The organism is Paenibacillus marchantiophytorum, assembly GCF_014640555.1.
Taxonomy (GTDB): domain Bacteria; phylum Bacillota; class Bacilli; order Paenibacillales; family NBRC-103111; genus Paenibacillus_E; species Paenibacillus_E marchantiophytorum.
Genome location: NZ_BMHE01000006.1, coordinates 82,149 through 99,412, shown reverse-complemented (window position 1 = coordinate 99,412; position 17,264 = coordinate 82,149). Strand labels below are relative to the sequence as shown.

The following is a 17,264-nucleotide window of genomic DNA, read 5'->3' as shown; positions in this document are numbered from 1 at the left end:
TCTCCCCTTACTTATATCTTTCGCCCACAATTTTAATTCTGCCGTCTATCTCTTGTGCAACCACTCCATTTCTCTTCATATATGCAGCCAGTACATCTCGTAATAAGGCACCACGACTGATTAGCCTTGCATCTTTGAATTCCTCAAAGTTATCACCCCCGTTGACCAGGTAGTCATTCGTAGCTACCTTGAATACCTTGTTTTTATCAAGCGGCTGCCCATCCTTGGTGACACTCACTAATCTTTGCCCCGCAGGTTTGGAGCCATCAATTTCATAGGCAATACCTGATACTTGCAAGAATCCTCCGTTGCTGGCTCCATTCGGCCATTCTCGAAGTCCCCGTTCCAGCGCATCATAAATCTTGTCTCCTTGCACCTCAACAACCATCAACGAATTAACAAAAGGCAGCGGCTTCCCTACGTCATAAAGATTGATTTCACCTTTAGGGATGCTCTCACGAATTCCCCCGCCGTTCAGTAGCGCTATATCCGCCCCTCCTTCCTGCCTCATCGCATCCGCAATAAGATCGGCCAGATTCGTTTCTTTCGAGCGCACCTGTGAACGTACTCCATTGAGCTGCACGATGGATGAACCGACCACTTCCTTGCCTCTTTCCAGAGCAATAGTCTGATAGGTATGGGCAACTTCAGCCACAGCCTTATCTTCTTTGGAGCGATCCGTCGTTTTATGAAGACTCCAACCTACCGCTGCTACCTTGCCGTTTCTGAAATACAAATCGGCTAGGCCCACATGTGTAGTGTAAGAACCTGGCTCGGCATAATACGTGTTATTGATCTTCTTCACATCTGTGTACAGCCAGTGATGATGGCCGGACAAAATAAAATCAATCCCGTCAACCTTTTTAATTAACTCCTTGTCCAAATCGTCGCCCAAGTGCGAGAGAAGGATGATGGCATCGACCTTTTGCGCCCGCAAGTCAGCTATTACTTTTTCCGCGGACTTTGCAGGGTCTTCGAACTGTACTCCTTTCGGATCTGACACGTTCATATTCGATAACGATTCGGGTACAGTCAATCCGAAAACACCGATTTTTTTGCCGCCTACGGTAACAATTTTGTATGCATCGAATGCAGGTTTACCATCACGCCATGTATTCGCTGATAGCATGGGATACTTAAGTTCTGCTCTAATAGCCTCTGCACGATCGAAGCCAAAATCGAGATCATGGTTCCCGAGCACCATCGCATCATAGCCCATCAGATTGGCGGCTTCCACAACACCTTTCGCTTCATCAATGTTCGCCTCATTCGTTCCGTGGAACATATCTCCGCTATCAATGAATAGCGAATCGGGATTTTCCTGACGCAACTCATTCACGATCCCTTTCACGAGCGGTAATCCCATCTGTACATTGACTTCATCAAGCGTATAATACCCGCCATTGGCCTCTTCATAAACGAGATGTCCATGCACATCGCCAGTGTTAATCAGACTGATCTTCTTATCGTAATATCCGATTCCGAGAAGCATGTCGTTCAAGTTTACCGTTCTTACAGTGAGGTAAACTGCTGCGGATGCCAACAGGATGCCAAGAACAATTAAATTGATATATTTTTTCATGGAATAGCTCCTCAACACTTCTTAAAAAAGAATCAGTACATAGAATTGCCTGTACTTGTATAATTTTTTACGCCGAATTTCCATATAACGCTAACAAGCAAGAACATTACGAGGCCTACGAGCGGCGTCATATACATATACCCACCCCAGAACTGGTCAGCTCCCCCCTTATTCAGGAATAATTGGGCAGGGAAATAATTGACGAATGAAAAAGGCACAACAAAAATGAGTAGCTTCTGAATCATAGTTGGATAAAAGCTGATCGGGTAACCGGCAATTCTCCTTGTATTGAAGAAAATCAAATTGCGCAAATTTTCCGTTTTGACCGACCAGAAACTGAAGCAAGCCGAAAGCATAAAGATCGATGCCTGTATAATCGCTCCCCCCAGTAGAGCAAGGATGTAAAACACTATATTAGGCAAATTCCAATGAATGCCTACAGAGAAGGCTGTGTTGGCAAACAAAATGATACCTACAATCCCATGACCGAGCGTAGCTGGATAATCGACTCTGGCTGCAATGATTTGATATAGCAAACCAAGTGGTCTTGTGAGTAAACGGTCGAACTCCCCCGAATGCACCATACTATCGAAATCCCGAACACCGGCAAAAAGAAAAACAAACAAGCTGTAGGATAAGAACAAGAAACTGTAGAGGAACATCAACTCATTCATTTCCCACCCTTTAATATGCAGGAAACGTAGAAGAATAAGAAACATTACTGTCACACTAATCATTTCCCGGCAAAAGATGGCGATCGTAATCAATGATCTATCAAATTTGTACTCTAGTGTCGTCTTTAAAGTCAGTTTCGTATAACGCAAAAATAACGAGAGCAATTCCAACCATGTATAATGCATCTATTATCCCCCCTGTACAACCAATTTCTTGGCTGCCGCCTTCCATAGGAGTTGGCCGATTACAAATAGGATTACGATCCAAAATGCTTGTCTCATCAAGCTGCTCCAAATCTCTTCCTGTGGGATCATACCCAAATAAACTCGAATCGGCGTGTAAAAGATCGAATCGAATGGTGTCAGCTTGATGAAGTCCACTACCCCCTGAGGCAAAAACCAAAGAGGGATCAATGCTCCTGAAAATATCATCACGGCCGCATCCTTGATCGTTACCAGACTGAACGTCCAATAGAACCAAAACGAACTTACCCATACAATAAAGTTAAGATTGTATAAGACCAAATAACCAAGCAATGCGCTGAGTATGAAATAAACAAACATGAGTGTGGAAAACGGCATTAACAGTTGGAATAAGGTAATAGAGACGATAATGGCAGGCAAGAGCTGCATAAGGAGGCGGAAGACCGTTGTACCCAAATGATGGGATAGCAGATACAACTGGAAATTTATGGGCTTCAACAAATCAGAGGAAATAAGTCCGCTCCTTACTTTCGATTCGATGATATATTCGTCCATCATATAGACAACCTGCATCAGGAAAGAGAGAACAATATAGGTGACCAACATTTTAAATTGAACGCCTTCCAACGATTCCTCCTCTTCATAGATCGCCTTCCAGATGGAAATATTGACGAAAATCATCACAATCGCATTCACGACACCCGCTAAGTAGTCCATCCTGTAGACGATATTATTCTGGAATGATTTCTTAGCAAACTCCAGATAAACTCTCACTCAAATGGATACCTCCTTGATAAATCTGCCGGATGATTTCTTCAATATCGGTCTCCTCGACGGTCAAATCCACAATGGTATACTTCTGCGACAACGTACTGATCAGCTCAGATACCTGAATGTCATCTTTGGAAAACCGAAACCATTTCTTATTTCCCTTTTCATTCGTGAGCTGAGCCCCCGGGATGAAGATATTCAAATCGGCTTCACTAAACTCAACAGCAAGAATACGCTCCCTGCCATAATTGCGTTTAATTTCATCTACAGTACCGTCATAAATTTTTATACCATGGTCTATAATGATCATACGTTCGCACGTTTTTTCAATATCAACCATATCGTGAGTGGTAAAGAGCATCGTTGTACCCTTTTCCTTATTAATCTGTTTGACAAACTCACGTATTTTTTCCTTGGCAATGACATCCAGTCCGATCGTCGGCTCATCGAAAAAAATAATTTCCGGATCGTGCAGCAGTGCGGCTGCAATGTCCGCCCGCATTTTTTGTCCAAGACTAAGCTGCCTAACTGGTTGACGTATGAAATTATGCAGATCCAGCATCTCGCTGAACATGTCCAAATTCTTCTTATACACTTGCTCAGGGATTTTATAAATATGCTTCAACAAATCATAGGTATCGCTCACCGGCAAATCCCACCACAGCTGTGTTCGCTGACCAAAAACAACACCTAATCTTGAGGCGTTCTTCTTGCGATCTTTATAGGGAGAGAGGCCTCCAATGGAGATCGTTCCCGAAGTAGGCACCAAAATGCCGGTCAACATTTTCACTGTAGAAGACTTGCCTGCTCCATTCGGACCGATGAAGCCAACCGTTTCCCCCTTTTCGATAGAGAAGTCAATCCCGTCGACCGCTTTTTTGGTCGTATACTCCGGGATCAATAAATTTTTGAGAGAACCCATTATCCCTCTATTTCGTACATTTAATTTATACTCCTTAACTAAATCCCTCACTTCAATTAAAGCCATTTCTGTCTCCTCCTGCCCTAAATCAAAGTGTGCTCCCCTGTCTTTTGCTCCACCATGTAAATCAATTTGTCCAGTGTGTTTAAATTATCAAGCAGCAGCTCTTCATCGTTAAAAACAATCGAGAATTCCTCCTCGATATTCACGACAATTTCCATACAATTAATTGAGTCCAAGCCAATTCTACTCAGTGACTCATCCCTGGGCAGGCGTTTGACATGATCAACCTCTAGTCGAAATACCATAGCTACGAGCTCGACAATCTTTTCGTAAGTCATCATAATTTCTCACTCCTTTTAATGTGACATTCTCGTTCAAAATCATAGATCGTCCTGATCCCCTCACGTTTACTCTCGGGTGGATGGTAGACTCCCATACATCGTTGACGAGGATTGCGATTATCAGCGCAACTGCTGGTTTATGGCTGAAGTATACTTTGAATGAAGATGGCAAAATCCGCTCTAGTGACAACGGATCCTTCCACCGCTCCCGGGGAGCCTCTGAATTTCAAGGCGAGACTCTCAAGCATATCCTTCATTATAGGAGCATCCGCTTGATATTGAGGAACAGCTGACTGAACTGCATCTGCCGATTTACCTAAAGCGCGGCTTATCAATAGAACTGCCTCGTACTGGCTAATCGGCTGGGACGGATGGAAGTATCCATCTTCATACCCCTGAACGATATGCTTCGCATATCACACACCAATCGCTTCATGCCCTCTCGTTGCTTCCGTTACATCGTTGAAGCTTTGAGCTGAGGCACTTCCTTTGATTAGCATCAAATTAGCAAAAGTAATCGTGCCTTCCCCACTAAGAGGGGATAAAGTCAAACCGCGCACGGGATTTAAGGAGAAATGTTTCTTCGTATCCACGTCGTCCGGTTGATAATCCTTCCGCTGCGTAAACTCGTTAAACGGCAGAGCCACCGTCTTGCCTTCCTTAGCATCGTCAACAATTACTTTCTCGTAATGCACACCGTTTCCGTCCGTCAGTTCAACTCGAATTAAATTCCCTGTGCCGCCCTTAACATCCAGAATCATGCCACTGAAGTCCAACCAATTCTCGTTGACACTTGCAGGAGCACCGAGCCAACCGCCTTGATGGAGATTGTACGCCACATTAAGCAAGCCGTCCGATGAGATCGTGCGGGTTATCTTAGAAGAAGGATCATGGAACGGATCGGAGGAGCCGAAAGCTCCAATGTAATTTCTTTCTACACTTCCTTTAGGGGCGTTAGAGGCTGTATTACTGTCGTCCGCAGAGGGTTTCGGAGCCGTCGCAATATCCCCTTTAGAAAAATAAGCAAGAGCAAACGCCACAGGAGCCGTATAATCAATTGCATGTTCATTCGTTGAATATGAATCCACAATATCCACATATGCCTTGGCAGGCGGTGTACTGCCACCCGCATCCTTGAGGATTTTATCAATGGCTGGGTCCCCGCCGAATTTATTAGGTCCGCCTACGACAAGTCCTGGGATGTAAGTATGCGTTCCGACCATAATTCGGTTATGCGGGTGCAGAGGCATTTTCGTACCGGATCCGGTCATGTAGGTGTAGCCGGTAGCATTTCGGCCGAACAAATAGTGAAGCTGATCAAGTGCTCCCTGCACATAAGCTTCTTTTGGCGACAAGGTATTTGCCAGCAAGAGAACGTTTCCTTGCGCTACACTATCCTTGGCCGAGCCCCAGCCGTATTGCTCCGCGCTTAAGGCAGCACGATAACCGTCATTCGAGATCTTCTCCAGCAGCGAATCGGCATAGGCAAGAATGGCTGCCTTCACCTTCTCCTTGAGGGAAGTATCCGCTTGTTCGCTGGTAGCGTATGCGTATTGTCCGAGTAGAATACTGTTCGCCCATGATACCGGCCCGGATTTCTGTGTCAGCTGATCCGCGAAATGCTCCTTAATATAGCGGTCATAATCCCTGTTTCCTGTTGTTTTTAGCAGCTCTGCCGCGGCCCATATGCGCTCCTCGATATCTGTCGCTTTGCCATAGGCTCCAGAACCGCTGTCTTGATCCTTATCTGAGCGGAATTCCGGAGACGGATGCTTCTCCAAATATTGCTGCGCTTTAGTCGCATTATTCAGTAGCTTCTTCGCATAGTCGGCATCAAAGGGCTGGTAGATGCGCGCAGCCATAGCCATAACGCCTGCGTACTGCGCGGTTCCGTAAGTGGTCAGCCCGTACACGTAACGGTCCTGGGTATCCACCTCAGGCTTAATAAATCCTGGCCATCCCTTACCGGCTACCTTAAAATAGACAGCTCCGTCGTCTCGTTGCATCTTCTTCATCCAATCCAGCTCGAATTTCGTTTCGGCGAGAAGGTCAGGCAGCTTGCTGTCATTCGTGGAGCCTTCGGGTAGCACCATCTGTCCTTTATAAAATTTTGAAGGGGCAAACTCATAGGCAAGCAGCAGTTGGGCAGTGCTGACTGTAGCGGTTGGGATGTACTTACCGAAGTCCCCCGCATCATACCATCCGCCGCTGACATCAATAATATCGCCCTTCTGATGAAACTCGTCCGAGAAGTACATCAATGCTTGCTTGTCCTGAGTATGGCCCGCTTGATAGGAAAGACCGGTCAGACCGTCGCGAATTGCAGTCCCGGACCTTCCTAGCGAATAAGAACGGATCGCCTGCAGCAGGGAGTTCCGATACACATCGTCTCCGATACGGAACGGATAGGAGACTCCTCCCCCCTCTATCTGCAACATATAAGTCCCAGGTTCCCTATAGGAAGAGAAATCCGCCTTCCTGACGGTATCACCGGAATTCGAATCATTGACAGCAGCCGATAACTTCCCGCTATACACCTTCATATTGGAATCCAAGTTGATCAATTGAAACTGGTCGGCTGCCGTCGTCTCAATCACTAATGCCACTTTGTCGGCACTAAGCAAATATCCAATCTGATCTACCTTCACCGTCGTACCAACCAATGGTCCTTCAGCAGCTTTCGTCGTAAGAGGCATCATGGATGATATTGCACCAAACGAAATTGAAAGCGATAACAATATATTTGAAAATCGTTTCCTCATGTTTTCAACCTCCTGAATGATGTATAGGGTGCAAGCTTTAAAGTATAACTTACGGTTCCGTAATTGAATTATATATTTTCCCATATATGGAATCTATCTGTAATATGATCTTTTGAACACTAATGTGACATTCTCATTTAACTATTCCAATACGCTGCAGCATGGTGGTCATCATCGCGTGCTCCTGACCAAAGAAAAGCCTGCGACCTCTCTAACAGCAAGTGATCGCAGGCAGTGTCAGGTTTCTATTCCCTAACTCAACCTAATTTAATTTGTACAGATTCCACTTTTGAGCATTCGTACCATTGTCATCCCAAATTTGAACGTTAGAACCGTTAGCCGTACCTCCAGCATTTACATCCAAAGCTTTGCCATTGTGGCCAGCTATCAGTTTATATGAGCCTCCTCCAACACTTATAATGCTCCACTTCTGGTTTAAGCCGCCGCCATAACTCCAAATTTGTACATTCGAACCATTGGCCGTGCCAGCTACATCCAATCCTTTATTGCTATTGGTGTTGATAACTTTATACAACCCGCCACCAACATCTGTGATCACCCACTGCTGAGCGCCCGAGCCGTTATCGTCCCAGATCTGTACGTTCGTACCGTCTGCCGTACCCGCAGCGTTTACATCTAGAGCTTTACCGCTGCCTACGTTAACTAACTTGTAGGTTTTTCCAGAAACGATACCATCTCCTGGCGGCGTTGTTCCTGCCTTCATTTGATCTCTGACAAATTTACCGGATGCCGTTAACTGCGCGTCGGACCATCCTCCATACGGGCTTGCGCCAGGCACTAATGCAGCCGAAGCTTCCGTTTTATCGCATAACGACCAATTGACCCAGCTCAACTGTCTGTTCGTTAAATAATCCATCCATTGCTTGGATTCAGCGAGAAAGGGACCGCCGTCACCGGAAGCGTCGCTTGTCCCCCACTCTGTAATGAACACAGCCACACCCTTGCTCCTCGCATAGTCAATACGATCTCTTAGCCATTGACCGTGAGTTCCGGCATAGAAATGCGTTGTATACATGATGTTGCTGTAAGAGAGAGGATTGTCCGCCGCATCATTCACATCCTGACTCCATGTTCCAGTTCCTACGATGATAACACTATTCGGAGCAATGGAACGGATAACTGGGATCACTTCCTGAGCATAAGGCTTAATTTTACCGTTCCACGTGACGGCAGACCCATTCGGCTCATTGCATATTTCATAAATCACGTTGGGATAATCCTTATACAAGTTGGCCATTTCACTAAAAAAAGTTTTTGCTTGTTGTTTATATACGTTCGGGTCTTGTTCACCCAACACATGCCAGTCGATAATGACATAGATACCAAGATCAACTGCAGCCTGCACGGCTTCTTTCACCTTATTTTTTTGGGAAGGATCGTTGATATATCCGCCATCTTGCGTAAACATTGCAGGTCGGAATACAGTCATTCCCCAATTGTCTCTCAACCATTTCATACTGTCATAGTTCACGTATTGTCCAAACCATTGCGTTCCATGGGAACTCATACCCTTGAGTTGGATGGTTTGTCCCGCCTGATTCACCAAATTGCTTCCGGAAACTCTCAATTGACCGTTTTGAGATACCACCGAACCTGCTGCGGCTTGTGCCTTGTCTGCTGGAACGAAAGTTACAGTCATCATGATCGTGATAATAAATGTACACAAGATCAAACTCATTCTTTTTAGCATATAAAAAGATACCTCCTCAATTTGTTTGTCGCTTAATTTCGCGTCTTCCCTTCCGCCAGCTGTCCGTTTGCTAGTAACTATAACCTCCTTCCCTTCAATGTATTTATAGTGTACCTATTCAAGGTAAGGGACCTCTACCCATTACGTGACGTCTTGAACACTTTGATGACTTGTTCCATCACGATAATTTGCCAAATGAACAGGAAAAGTAACGGAAGTGTTAATCTGTCATCAAAGGTGTTATATAATGGAAGAAAAAACATGTATACTATACATATAGGAGTATCTTATAGAATATTGGGGTGTCATTCTATGAATTTCAAAAACTCAGTCAGATTTAAAACTGTAAGCGGATTCATTCTAGTCGTGGTTCCCCTTGTGTTTTTTCTGTTTTACAACAACATGTATGCAATGAATGTAGTTCGCGATCAGGTCTCCCTGAATTACAGCAAGTTGCTCACCCATTACGTCAATGGAACGGATAACATGTTGAAAGAATTCGACTACTATTTCTATCGATTAGAAAGTGATCCAGAAATTGTTTCCATGCAAACGAATAAAACCTCTTTGGATGACTATGTTTTAGCCAAACAAAAAGTGTACAACAAATTTATGACGGACATAGGCTACTACAGTATGATCAACACTTTCTTCGTATACTCCAGGTCCAACGATGATCTGTTGCTCGTAACCCAGGAAAGCGGAGATTTCCACGAACGTTATCAAACCATACAGAACTATCTTTCACAAACCCTTAGACAAACGGAGCCTCACCATGGGAATGATTGGCAGTTAATTCAATCGGGTGATCCCTATTTTCTCGTGCAAATGAAAGATTTGGGGTCCGAAATGTATGCTGGCTGTCTCATCAGCCTGAACAGCCTCGCGATGCCGCTCAGTACTTGGGATATGGGTGAAGGCGGTGGAACGATCATCGTTACAGACGGCGGACAACCGTTAACGGAACAGTTTTTCCCGATGCAAACCTATGCTGGTATTAAAAAGCAGTTACACCCCGTAAACCAGGTGTATCAAATCATTCGGGACGAGACAAATAAAAAGGAATACCTTGTTGTTGGTGAATCCTCGAAACTCGCGAAAATTCATTACCTGATCGTGGTTGCCGAGAAAAAAATCCTACAGAACTTGCCCTATTTACATAAAGCCATTTACTTTCTTCCCTTGGGAGTCGCTCTAGTACTCGCACTATATCTTGCTTTCCTGCAAAAAATCTTTTTTAAGCCGATGGGGCAGCTCATTCGTGGTATGAGAAAAATCGGCCGGGGTCAATTCGATGTCCGCCTGAACGAAAGCAATTCAACCGAATTTGCGTTTCTGGTTTCCACCTTCAACGATATGGTCAAGCAAATTGAGCATTTAAAAATTTCTGTTTATGAAGAGAAAATCAGAGTACAGCAAGCTGAGTTCAAACATCTTCAGGTACAAATTAATCCTCACTTTTACATGAATTGCTTGAACATCATCTACAATTTAGCCGCACTAAAAGACCATAAATCCGTGCAAAAGATGGCGCTTCATCTAGCAGACTACTTTCGTAATCTCATTCGTACAGACCGTACGTCCGTATCGCTCGCGGATGAAATTCAGCATATTTACAATTATCTAGAAATTCAGGTCATGAGATACCCCGACAGCCTGACTTTTGCCATTCGCGTTGAAGAATCGTATCGGGACTTTCAGTTGCCTTCATTGACGTTGCAGCCTTTTGTGGAAAACGCGGTGATTCACGGTTATAAAGGTAATTTGGAATGCTTTTGCGTAGAAATCGAAGCGTTTCCCGACCCAGATGATCCCCAGCATTACTTTATCGTCACTATTTCAGATAACGGGAAAGGATTCACGCCAGAGATGCTGCAGGAATTGAGTTCCGATCACTACGTAAATCAGTCGGGAGACGGACACTTGGGCATTTGGAATGTGCTTCGCAGGCTCCGCATGAGCTACGGCACGGCCAAGATTCATTTCGCGAACAGGGAACAAACCGGCGCCGAAATCCGTATTCGTTTCCCTCTTCAACATCATTTTGGACAAGGAGATGATTCGAATGTTTAACCTGCTAGTAGTGGATGACGAGAAATTTGCTGTAAAAGGCATTACGCAAGGAATCGATTGGTCTGACCTGCCTTTCATGCATATCTATGAAGCTTTCAGTACGGAGGAAGCCAAGCAGCTCATGATATCCCACAAAATTGATGTAATGATTTCGGACATCGAGATGCCTGACGCAAGCGGCTTGAAGCTGCTGGAATGGGTCAAGGAACAATCTCCATTAACGGAAACGATTTTTTTGACAGGGCACGCTAATTTCACCTATGCACAAAAAGCGATTGGGCTTGGAAGCTTTGATTATTTGTTAAAACCAGTAAATCATGATCAGTTGAAAGAGATCGTCAGGAAAGCGGTTCACAAAATTCAATCCGAGTTGGAACTACTGGACTATAACAAAACCTACGAAACCTATTACAAGCACTGGTTAGACCAATTGCCCTTCCTTGTGGAACGTTTCTGGCAGGATGTGTTAAACGGCAAAATCCCCTCGACGCAAGAAAGGCTGCAGACGGGATTCCAGATATACAGCATTCCGTTGAATGCGCAGAGTCAGGTTATTCCAGTATTGATCAGCGTCGAACAATGGAAAGAAGAATTAAACGCGAGGGATGAGGAAATCATGGAATACGCTTTGCGCAAGGCGGGAGCGGAAATGATTCTTCAGGATGTCCCTGGCTGCGTAATTCCGGACCAAAGCGGTTTCATTCTGGTGCTACTTTACATTCAGTCTGGCACTCCTATTTCCCTGGAATTAAACAGGAGATGCGCCGAATACATACAGGCTTGCAATCGTTTTTTTCACTGCAATTTATCATGTTATATCGGAGAAATGACCCCAGTTACCGAAATCCATCAAGTCCTAGGCACACTGCTCGGCATGGAACGAAATAATGTGACGAAGATCAATTGCGTTATGAATCTGCAGACCCGTGAAGAGCAGCAAGGGAGTTTACCATCATTCCCTTTGATTTCCGACTGGTTCTTGCTTTTTGAACTCGGCAAACTAAATGAACTGCTGGGCAGAATTCATGAAACTACAGATCGGATGCAAGAAGGCGGCGTACGTTCGGAATCGTTGGAAGCTTTATACTACGGACTGATACACATGGTTTATCATGTAGCTCATAAAAAGGGCTTGTCGATTCAGAAAATGTTCCCTCATGATGAACTGCAGGATATAGCTACCGCCACTCGTTCGCTAAACCAACTTCGCGGTTGGGCAATTCGTATTGTATCGGCTGCTATCGAGTATATGGACATGCATCATCAGGATGTCTCCGCTGTCATCGCTAAAGTCCAGAAATATATGGACGATCATCTGCATGAAGAAGTGAACAGGGAGGATATTGCTGCATTTGTCTACCTGAATCCCGCTTATTTGTCCCGCCTTTTCAAAAAAGAAACAGGACTATCCATATCCGAATACATGCTAAGTATCAGGATGGACAAAGCCAAAAAATTACTCATAGAATCGGGCAATAAAATTAGCAATGTAGCCGAAGTAACCGGTTATGGTCACTTCTCGCATTTTGCCAAAATGTTCAAAAGAGTAACCGGTATTTCCCCCCAAGAATACAGAAAAAAATTCCAAATCAACAAGTCACCATAGTGTTTAAGTAGTCACGTCTCAGGTAGAACGCTCCCTCCCTAATAGGTAATATAGAATTATTGAGAGGAACCAACAGGGAGGAGAAAACAGAACGTAATGGGTAATTCAACGCGTGTTTCATCAAGACAACGTCGCAACCTGAACACGTCAGGATCGAAGCCTGCATTTTTCAAGACGGTACGCAAATATTGGTTTTTCTATATCATGATGCTGCCCGCAGGCATTGTTCTGATCATTAACAACTACATTCCGATGTTCGGCGTGATCATTGCATTTAAGAACATCAATTATTCCAAGGGCATTCTTGCAAGTCCTTGGGTCGGCTTACAAAACTTCAAGTTTTTGTTTTCGACGGAATCTGCGTGGATCATCACCAGGAATACCATTGGTTATAATGTTGTGTTCATAATAATGAATCTTGTGATAGCTGTTTCTTTTGCCATTATGTTCACTGAAATGCGCAGCAGGTTCCTTTCCAAGTTTCACCAGAGCACAATGTTTCTTCCTTTCTTCCTATCCATGATCGTTGTAAGTTATCTGGTCTATGCATTTTTGGGACAAGATCACGGTTTTCTGAATACCGTTATTTTTCCTAAGCTGGGCATTGAATCCGTCGAATGGTACTCAGACCCGAAATACTGGCCATTTATTCTGCCGATCGTGAACATTTGGAAGAACATCGGCTACTTCACCGTTATCTATATGGCAGCGATCTTAGGAATTGATAACGAATACTATGAAGCCGCATTAATTGACGGTGCCTCTAAGTGGCAGCAAATCAAAAAGATTACAATTCCTCTCATCGTACCTGTCATGATTGTCATGACCTTATTACAAATCGGAAGAATATTCTATGCCGATTTCGGATTGTTTTTTCAAGTTACACGGAATGCTGGGGCTCTTTATCCTTCCACTCAGGTCATTGATACCTATGTGTATCAAACATTTTTATCTATGGGAGATGTCGGGATGTCATCTGCTGCTGGTTTATTTCAGTCAGTCGTAGGATTTATTTTGGTACTTGGTTCAAACTTGATTGTACGTCGTGTCAGTAAAGATAATGCGTTGTTTTGAGGAGGCGAGCAAAGTGATTAAAGTGAGTAGGCGAAGGCCAAATGACATCTCGAACACATCCAATTTTTTTATCAACCTGATTTTCTTGCTCCATACGGCAGCATGTATTCTTCCACTCTTGCTCGTGATAACTGTATCTTTTTCGGATGAAAAGTCTGTTTTGATTCACGGCTATAACTTTATACCGGAAACATTCAGTCTTTCCGCTTATCAATTTTTGTTCCAGGACTGGCCGCAAATACTGAGGTCCTTCGGGATATCCATATTCATAACAGTTGCCGGTACGGCAATCAGCGTAATCGTCATGTCGATGTATGCTTACCCGATTTCACGCAACGATTTTCCACACAAAAATGTTTTCTCCTTCTTTATGTTTTTCACTATGTTGTTTAACGGCGGACTTGTTCCCTGGTACTTGGTCTATACACAAATGCTGGATCTGAAAAATACGATGACTGCTCTGATCCTGCCGCTGTTGGTATCCGCTTTTTTTGTAATGATTCTGAGAACGTTCTTTGCAAGCACGATTCCACCTGCCTTGATCGAATCAGCCAAAATCGACGGAGCGAGTGAAATGAGGATATTTGCGCAAATCATTCTACCGCTTTCTTTGCCCGTGCTGGCAACCGTTGCCCTTTTTCAAACTCTAAATTACTGGAATGATTGGTTCTTAAGCTTAGTCTTTATAACAGGCAATAAGAATGTGAATCTGCAGTATTTGATGTATAAAACGATGCTTGATATCCAATTTCTAGCCACCAATACACAGGCCCAGCAGGGAATTAGCCAAGCAGGCGGATTCTTTAATCTTCCAACGGAAACGGTGCGCATGGCTATGTCCGTATTGGGAATCGGACCCATTGTGTTCGCTTATCCTTTTTTCCAAAAATACTTTGTCAAAGGTTTGACGGTAGGCGCTGTAAAAGGCTAAATGCTACCGTATTGGTAAAAACATCGGCTATAACCGTAAAGCTCGGTTCAGCATAAATCGAAATAAGAAAAGGGAGGTTTCTACGTATGAAAGTAGTCAAAAAAAGTATCCTTTCACTGTCCATGCTGTTGTTATCTGCATCTTTTGTACTTTCAGGATGTTCAGAAGGAAATAGTAAAGACAGTGCCCTCGGGAGCGATAAACCCGTAGCCACTAAGAACTCAGGTAGTGAGAGTACCCCCGCAACACAGCTGAAGCCGTATAAATTGAAGTTGGTTTATCCGGGAAGCACGCAAGCAGATCAAGTAAAAGTCCAAGAAGCCATGAACAAAATTTTACAGCCTAAAATCAATGCCACTATCGAATTAATGCCCATCGATTGGGGGCAATGGGATAATAAAGCAAACCTGATGATCGCGTCCCGTGAAAAATTCGACATTATGTTCACCGCCCAATGGAATGGACATGCTGTCAATGTATCGAAAGGCGCTTTTCTCCCGATGAATGATGATGGCCTGGATAAATACGGGAATTTATTAAAAAAACACGGTCAGGGCATTATCGATTCCTTAAGTCCGACCTTCCTTGAGGGAGCCAAAATTAACGGCAAAAACTATGCTGTACCCACCAATAAAGAATTGGCCGCTCAGGGTGGCGTGATCTACCGTACAGACATTGCCAAAGAGCTCAATCTGGATATGACCAAAGTGAAGACAATCAAGGATCTTGAACCGATTTTGACGTCTGTCAAAGAGAAGAGACCGGATATAACTCCGTTATTCTTAAGAAATGGAGACAATTTCAACGCCCACTATTTTGCACAAACCGACGCCCTTGGCGATGCTTCGATTCCCGGCGTCATCCTTAAAGACCAAGATGGCACAAAGGTTGTTCTAACAAGCGATCTAGACAGGTACAATGAAACGCTGAAAATCACTCGCGATTTTATGAAAAAAGGGTATATCAACAAAGATGCCGCCACTACGTCGCTTGGGACTGGTGAAGCTTTAAAGGCGGGCAACGTTTTCATGGTTGTCGTCTCTTTGAAACCGGGTAAAGATGCTGAGATGGCGAATGGTATCAGTCTGCAGGGCAAGCTGAAGCAAATCGAAATGACACCCAAAACCGTTTCAACAGGAGAAACTTCAGGCTCCATGTTGGGAATTTCCACCACATCAGAAGATCCCGAGCGTGCTATGATCTTCATCAATTTACTGCACACGGACAAAGCATTGAACAACCTGCTCAACTTTGGGATAGATGGCGTACACTATGAGAAGGTTTCCGATAACATTATAAAAGCAACAGACGCTTCAAAAAATTACAATCCCGGATCTTCTTGGATGTTTGGTAACCAGTTCCTGAACTATATCTGGGACACGGAAGATCCGCAAAAGTGGGATAAATTCAAAGAGTTCAACAAAGATGCAAAAAAATCTCCCGCTCTTGGTTTTACCTTTAATGCCGAACCTGTTAAAACGGAAGTCGCAGCGCTCGTCAATGTCGGGAAAGAATTCGATCCTCCCCTTGATACGGGTTCTGTGGATCCGGAGAAAATTCTTCCGAAGTATAGGGATAAGCTGAAGGCGGCTGGTTTGGAAAAAATACTGGCGGAAAAACAAAAACAACTTGATGCTTTTCTCGCAAGTAAGAAATAGGGAAAATTTTAAAAACGGCAAAGCCTGCATTCTGCAGCTTTACCGTTTTTATTTCGATTAGTGCACAATAGCTCAATTATCCAAGTAGCGAGGTTGATCAATGAGTTACTTCCCTTGAGTGTTGCCTCAGTATCGCCAACTATTACAACATCGGATTCTTCATAGGATGTATAACTAGTTTATTTTCATCATTAATGCCTATTAAATCTATTCACCTATTCCTTCTAAAGGCTCTTTATTATCTGAAATATATTCAGTTAAAAGTATCGATATATTTTCACAAGCTATCGACCCTCCCTTTTTTTCAGACTAAATCTGAAACCAATCTTCGAAAAAAAAGTTGGTTTGTTAGCCGTTTTTATTATTCTCAAAGAGAAATCTTTCACCAATAATTTTTCGAAGTAATTAGTGCTTGCTACATAGTCGTAGTTCTCTTCGCCACCGTATGTTTTGCTTTATGTTTGACAACCGGCAGTAAAGATCGTCTCTAACACGGTTTTCATCCGTTCGGAACGAAAGCGATTCATGGTACGGAAGTCCGGGCGCTGTCTGCCGGCGATCTACATGAACATGATATTTTCACGGACAGCCTTGGCGATTTGGCGAGAAGAGTAAACGCGCTGATTGTAGGCGTAGATAATAACTTTGGTCAGCATTTTCGGGTGATAGCGTCCCCGCCGCCCCCCGGGTAAGCGGCGTAAAAGATCGCATCGTCCAGCCGATTCACGGCGGCATTCACGATTCGAACGAGGTGATTTTGAGGAATATAAGAAACCCTCTACTTTTTCAATGGTGGGTCGCACTTCCATTTTACCAAAAGAACGGTTTCTTTTTGTTTTACAAAATTGAGAAATAGGGTGCCCCTCGCCATTTTCATGGCTTTTGGCACACCCTCTTGTTTCATTTATTTCTTGGTTTCTAACATTCTTAGCAATATTGTTGTTACTTCAGC

At 43.9% G+C, this 17,264-nt stretch carries 12 protein-coding genes and 2 pseudogenes; 5 read left to right on the top strand and 9 right to left on the bottom strand.

The window, feature by feature from the left end:
* Nucleotides 1-7 precede the first annotated feature (7 nt).
* The 8 genes and pseudogenes from IEY34_RS08585 to IEY34_RS08550 all read right to left on the bottom strand — a co-directional run bounded on the left by IEY34_RS08585 (nucleotide 8) and on the right by IEY34_RS08550 (nucleotide 8,970).
* Entirely contained in the window at nucleotides 8-1,582 is a 1,575-nt protein-coding gene (locus IEY34_RS08585) for a bifunctional metallophosphatase/5'-nucleotidase (protein ID WP_189010307.1), read from the bottom strand.
* 32 nt (nucleotides 1,583-1,614) lie between these two features.
* Entirely contained in the window at nucleotides 1,615-2,442 is an 828-nt protein-coding gene (locus tag IEY34_RS08580) for an ABC transporter permease (RefSeq protein WP_189010305.1), read from the bottom strand.
* A gap of 3 nt (nucleotides 2,443-2,445) precedes the next feature.
* Entirely contained in the window at nucleotides 2,446-3,234 is a 789-nt protein-coding gene (locus IEY34_RS08575; RefSeq protein ID WP_189010303.1) for an ABC transporter permease, read from the bottom strand.
* Complete coding sequence (locus IEY34_RS08570; protein ID WP_189010301.1) at nucleotides 3,209-4,219, bottom strand: ABC transporter ATP-binding protein; 1,011 nt, start codon at nucleotides 4,217-4,219, stop codon at nucleotides 3,209-3,211. The genes IEY34_RS08575 and IEY34_RS08570 overlap by 26 nt, the downstream gene beginning before the upstream one ends.
* Nucleotides 4,220-4,236: 17 nt before the next feature.
* A complete protein-coding gene (locus IEY34_RS08565; protein WP_189010292.1) occupies nucleotides 4,237-4,497 on the bottom strand; it encodes an acyl carrier protein in 261 nt (86 codons plus the stop codon).
* 137 nt (nucleotides 4,498-4,634) lie between these two features.
* Nucleotides 4,635-4,907 (bottom strand): annotated as a pseudogene (locus IEY34_RS37735) (S-layer homology domain-containing protein); the annotation flags it as partial.
* Between the two features lie 6 nt (nucleotides 4,908-4,913).
* A complete protein-coding gene (locus IEY34_RS08555; RefSeq protein WP_189010290.1) occupies nucleotides 4,914-7,259 on the bottom strand; it encodes a glycoside hydrolase family 9 protein in 2,346 nt (781 codons plus the stop codon).
* A 262-nt stretch (nucleotides 7,260-7,521) separates the two neighbouring features.
* Nucleotides 7,522-8,970 (bottom strand): cellulase family glycosylhydrolase, encoded by a 1,449-nt coding sequence (locus IEY34_RS08550; protein WP_189010288.1) that lies wholly within the window; start codon nucleotides 8,968-8,970, stop codon nucleotides 7,522-7,524.
* Nucleotides 8,971-9,282: 312 nt separating this feature from the next.
* Between IEY34_RS08550 and IEY34_RS08545 the strand changes: the two genes are divergently transcribed.
* From IEY34_RS08545 to IEY34_RS08525, 5 genes are all read left to right on the top strand, one after another.
* Nucleotides 9,283-11,043, top strand: coding sequence for a histidine kinase (locus tag IEY34_RS08545; protein WP_189010286.1), 1,761 nt, complete (start codon nucleotides 9,283-9,285; stop codon nucleotides 11,041-11,043).
* Nucleotides 11,036-12,649, top strand: a complete 1,614-nt coding sequence (locus IEY34_RS08540; RefSeq protein WP_189010284.1) for a helix-turn-helix domain-containing protein — start codon at nucleotides 11,036-11,038, stop codon at nucleotides 12,647-12,649. The genes IEY34_RS08545 and IEY34_RS08540 overlap by 8 nt, the downstream gene beginning before the upstream one ends.
* Before the next feature lie 96 nt (nucleotides 12,650-12,745).
* Nucleotides 12,746-13,723, top strand: a complete 978-nt coding sequence (locus IEY34_RS08535; RefSeq protein WP_189010282.1) for an ABC transporter permease — start codon at nucleotides 12,746-12,748, stop codon at nucleotides 13,721-13,723.
* 13 nt (nucleotides 13,724-13,736) lie between these two features.
* Entirely contained in the window at nucleotides 13,737-14,654 is a 918-nt protein-coding gene (locus tag IEY34_RS08530) for a carbohydrate ABC transporter permease (protein WP_229757532.1), read from the top strand.
* Nucleotides 14,655-14,740: 86 nt separating this feature from the next.
* Entirely contained in the window at nucleotides 14,741-16,312 is a 1,572-nt protein-coding gene (locus tag IEY34_RS08525; RefSeq protein WP_189010280.1) for an ABC transporter substrate-binding protein, read from the top strand.
* Nucleotides 16,313-16,773: 461 nt separating this feature from the next.
* On the opposite strand, the pseudogene IEY34_RS38105 reads toward IEY34_RS08525, so the two are convergent.
* A pseudogene (locus tag IEY34_RS38105) lies at nucleotides 16,774-17,078 on the bottom strand (transposase); the annotation flags it as partial.
* Between the last annotated feature and the right edge of the window lie 186 nt (nucleotides 17,079-17,264).

Excerpts from the sequence above, each read along its gene's own strand:
- IEY34_RS08585 (WP_189010307.1), bottom strand. The coding sequence starts at position 1,582 with ATGAAAAAATATATCAATTTAATTGTTCTTGGCATCCTGTTGGCATCC.
- IEY34_RS08580 (WP_189010305.1), bottom strand. The coding sequence starts at position 2,442 with ATGCATTATACATGGTTGGAATTGCTCTCGTTATTTTTGCGTTATACG.
- IEY34_RS08570 (WP_189010301.1), bottom strand. The coding sequence starts at position 4,219 with ATGGCTTTAATTGAAGTGAGGGATTTAGTTAAGGAGTATAAATTAAAT.
- IEY34_RS08565 (WP_189010292.1), bottom strand. The coding sequence starts at position 4,497 with ATGATGACTTACGAAAAGATTGTCGAGCTCGTAGCTATGGTATTTCGA.
- IEY34_RS08555 (WP_189010290.1), bottom strand. The coding sequence starts at position 7,259 with ATGAGGAAACGATTTTCAAATATATTGTTATCGCTTTCAATTTCGTTT.
- IEY34_RS08550 (WP_189010288.1), bottom strand. The coding sequence starts at position 8,970 with ATGCTAAAAAGAATGAGTTTGATCTTGTGTACATTTATTATCACGATC.
- IEY34_RS08545 (WP_189010286.1), top strand. The coding sequence starts at position 9,283 with ATGAATTTCAAAAACTCAGTCAGATTTAAAACTGTAAGCGGATTCATT.
- IEY34_RS08540 (WP_189010284.1), top strand. The coding sequence starts at position 11,036 with ATGTTTAACCTGCTAGTAGTGGATGACGAGAAATTTGCTGTAAAAGGC.
- IEY34_RS08535 (WP_189010282.1), top strand. The coding sequence starts at position 12,746 with ATGGGTAATTCAACGCGTGTTTCATCAAGACAACGTCGCAACCTGAAC.
- IEY34_RS08525 (WP_189010280.1), top strand. The coding sequence starts at position 14,741 with ATGAAAGTAGTCAAAAAAAGTATCCTTTCACTGTCCATGCTGTTGTTA.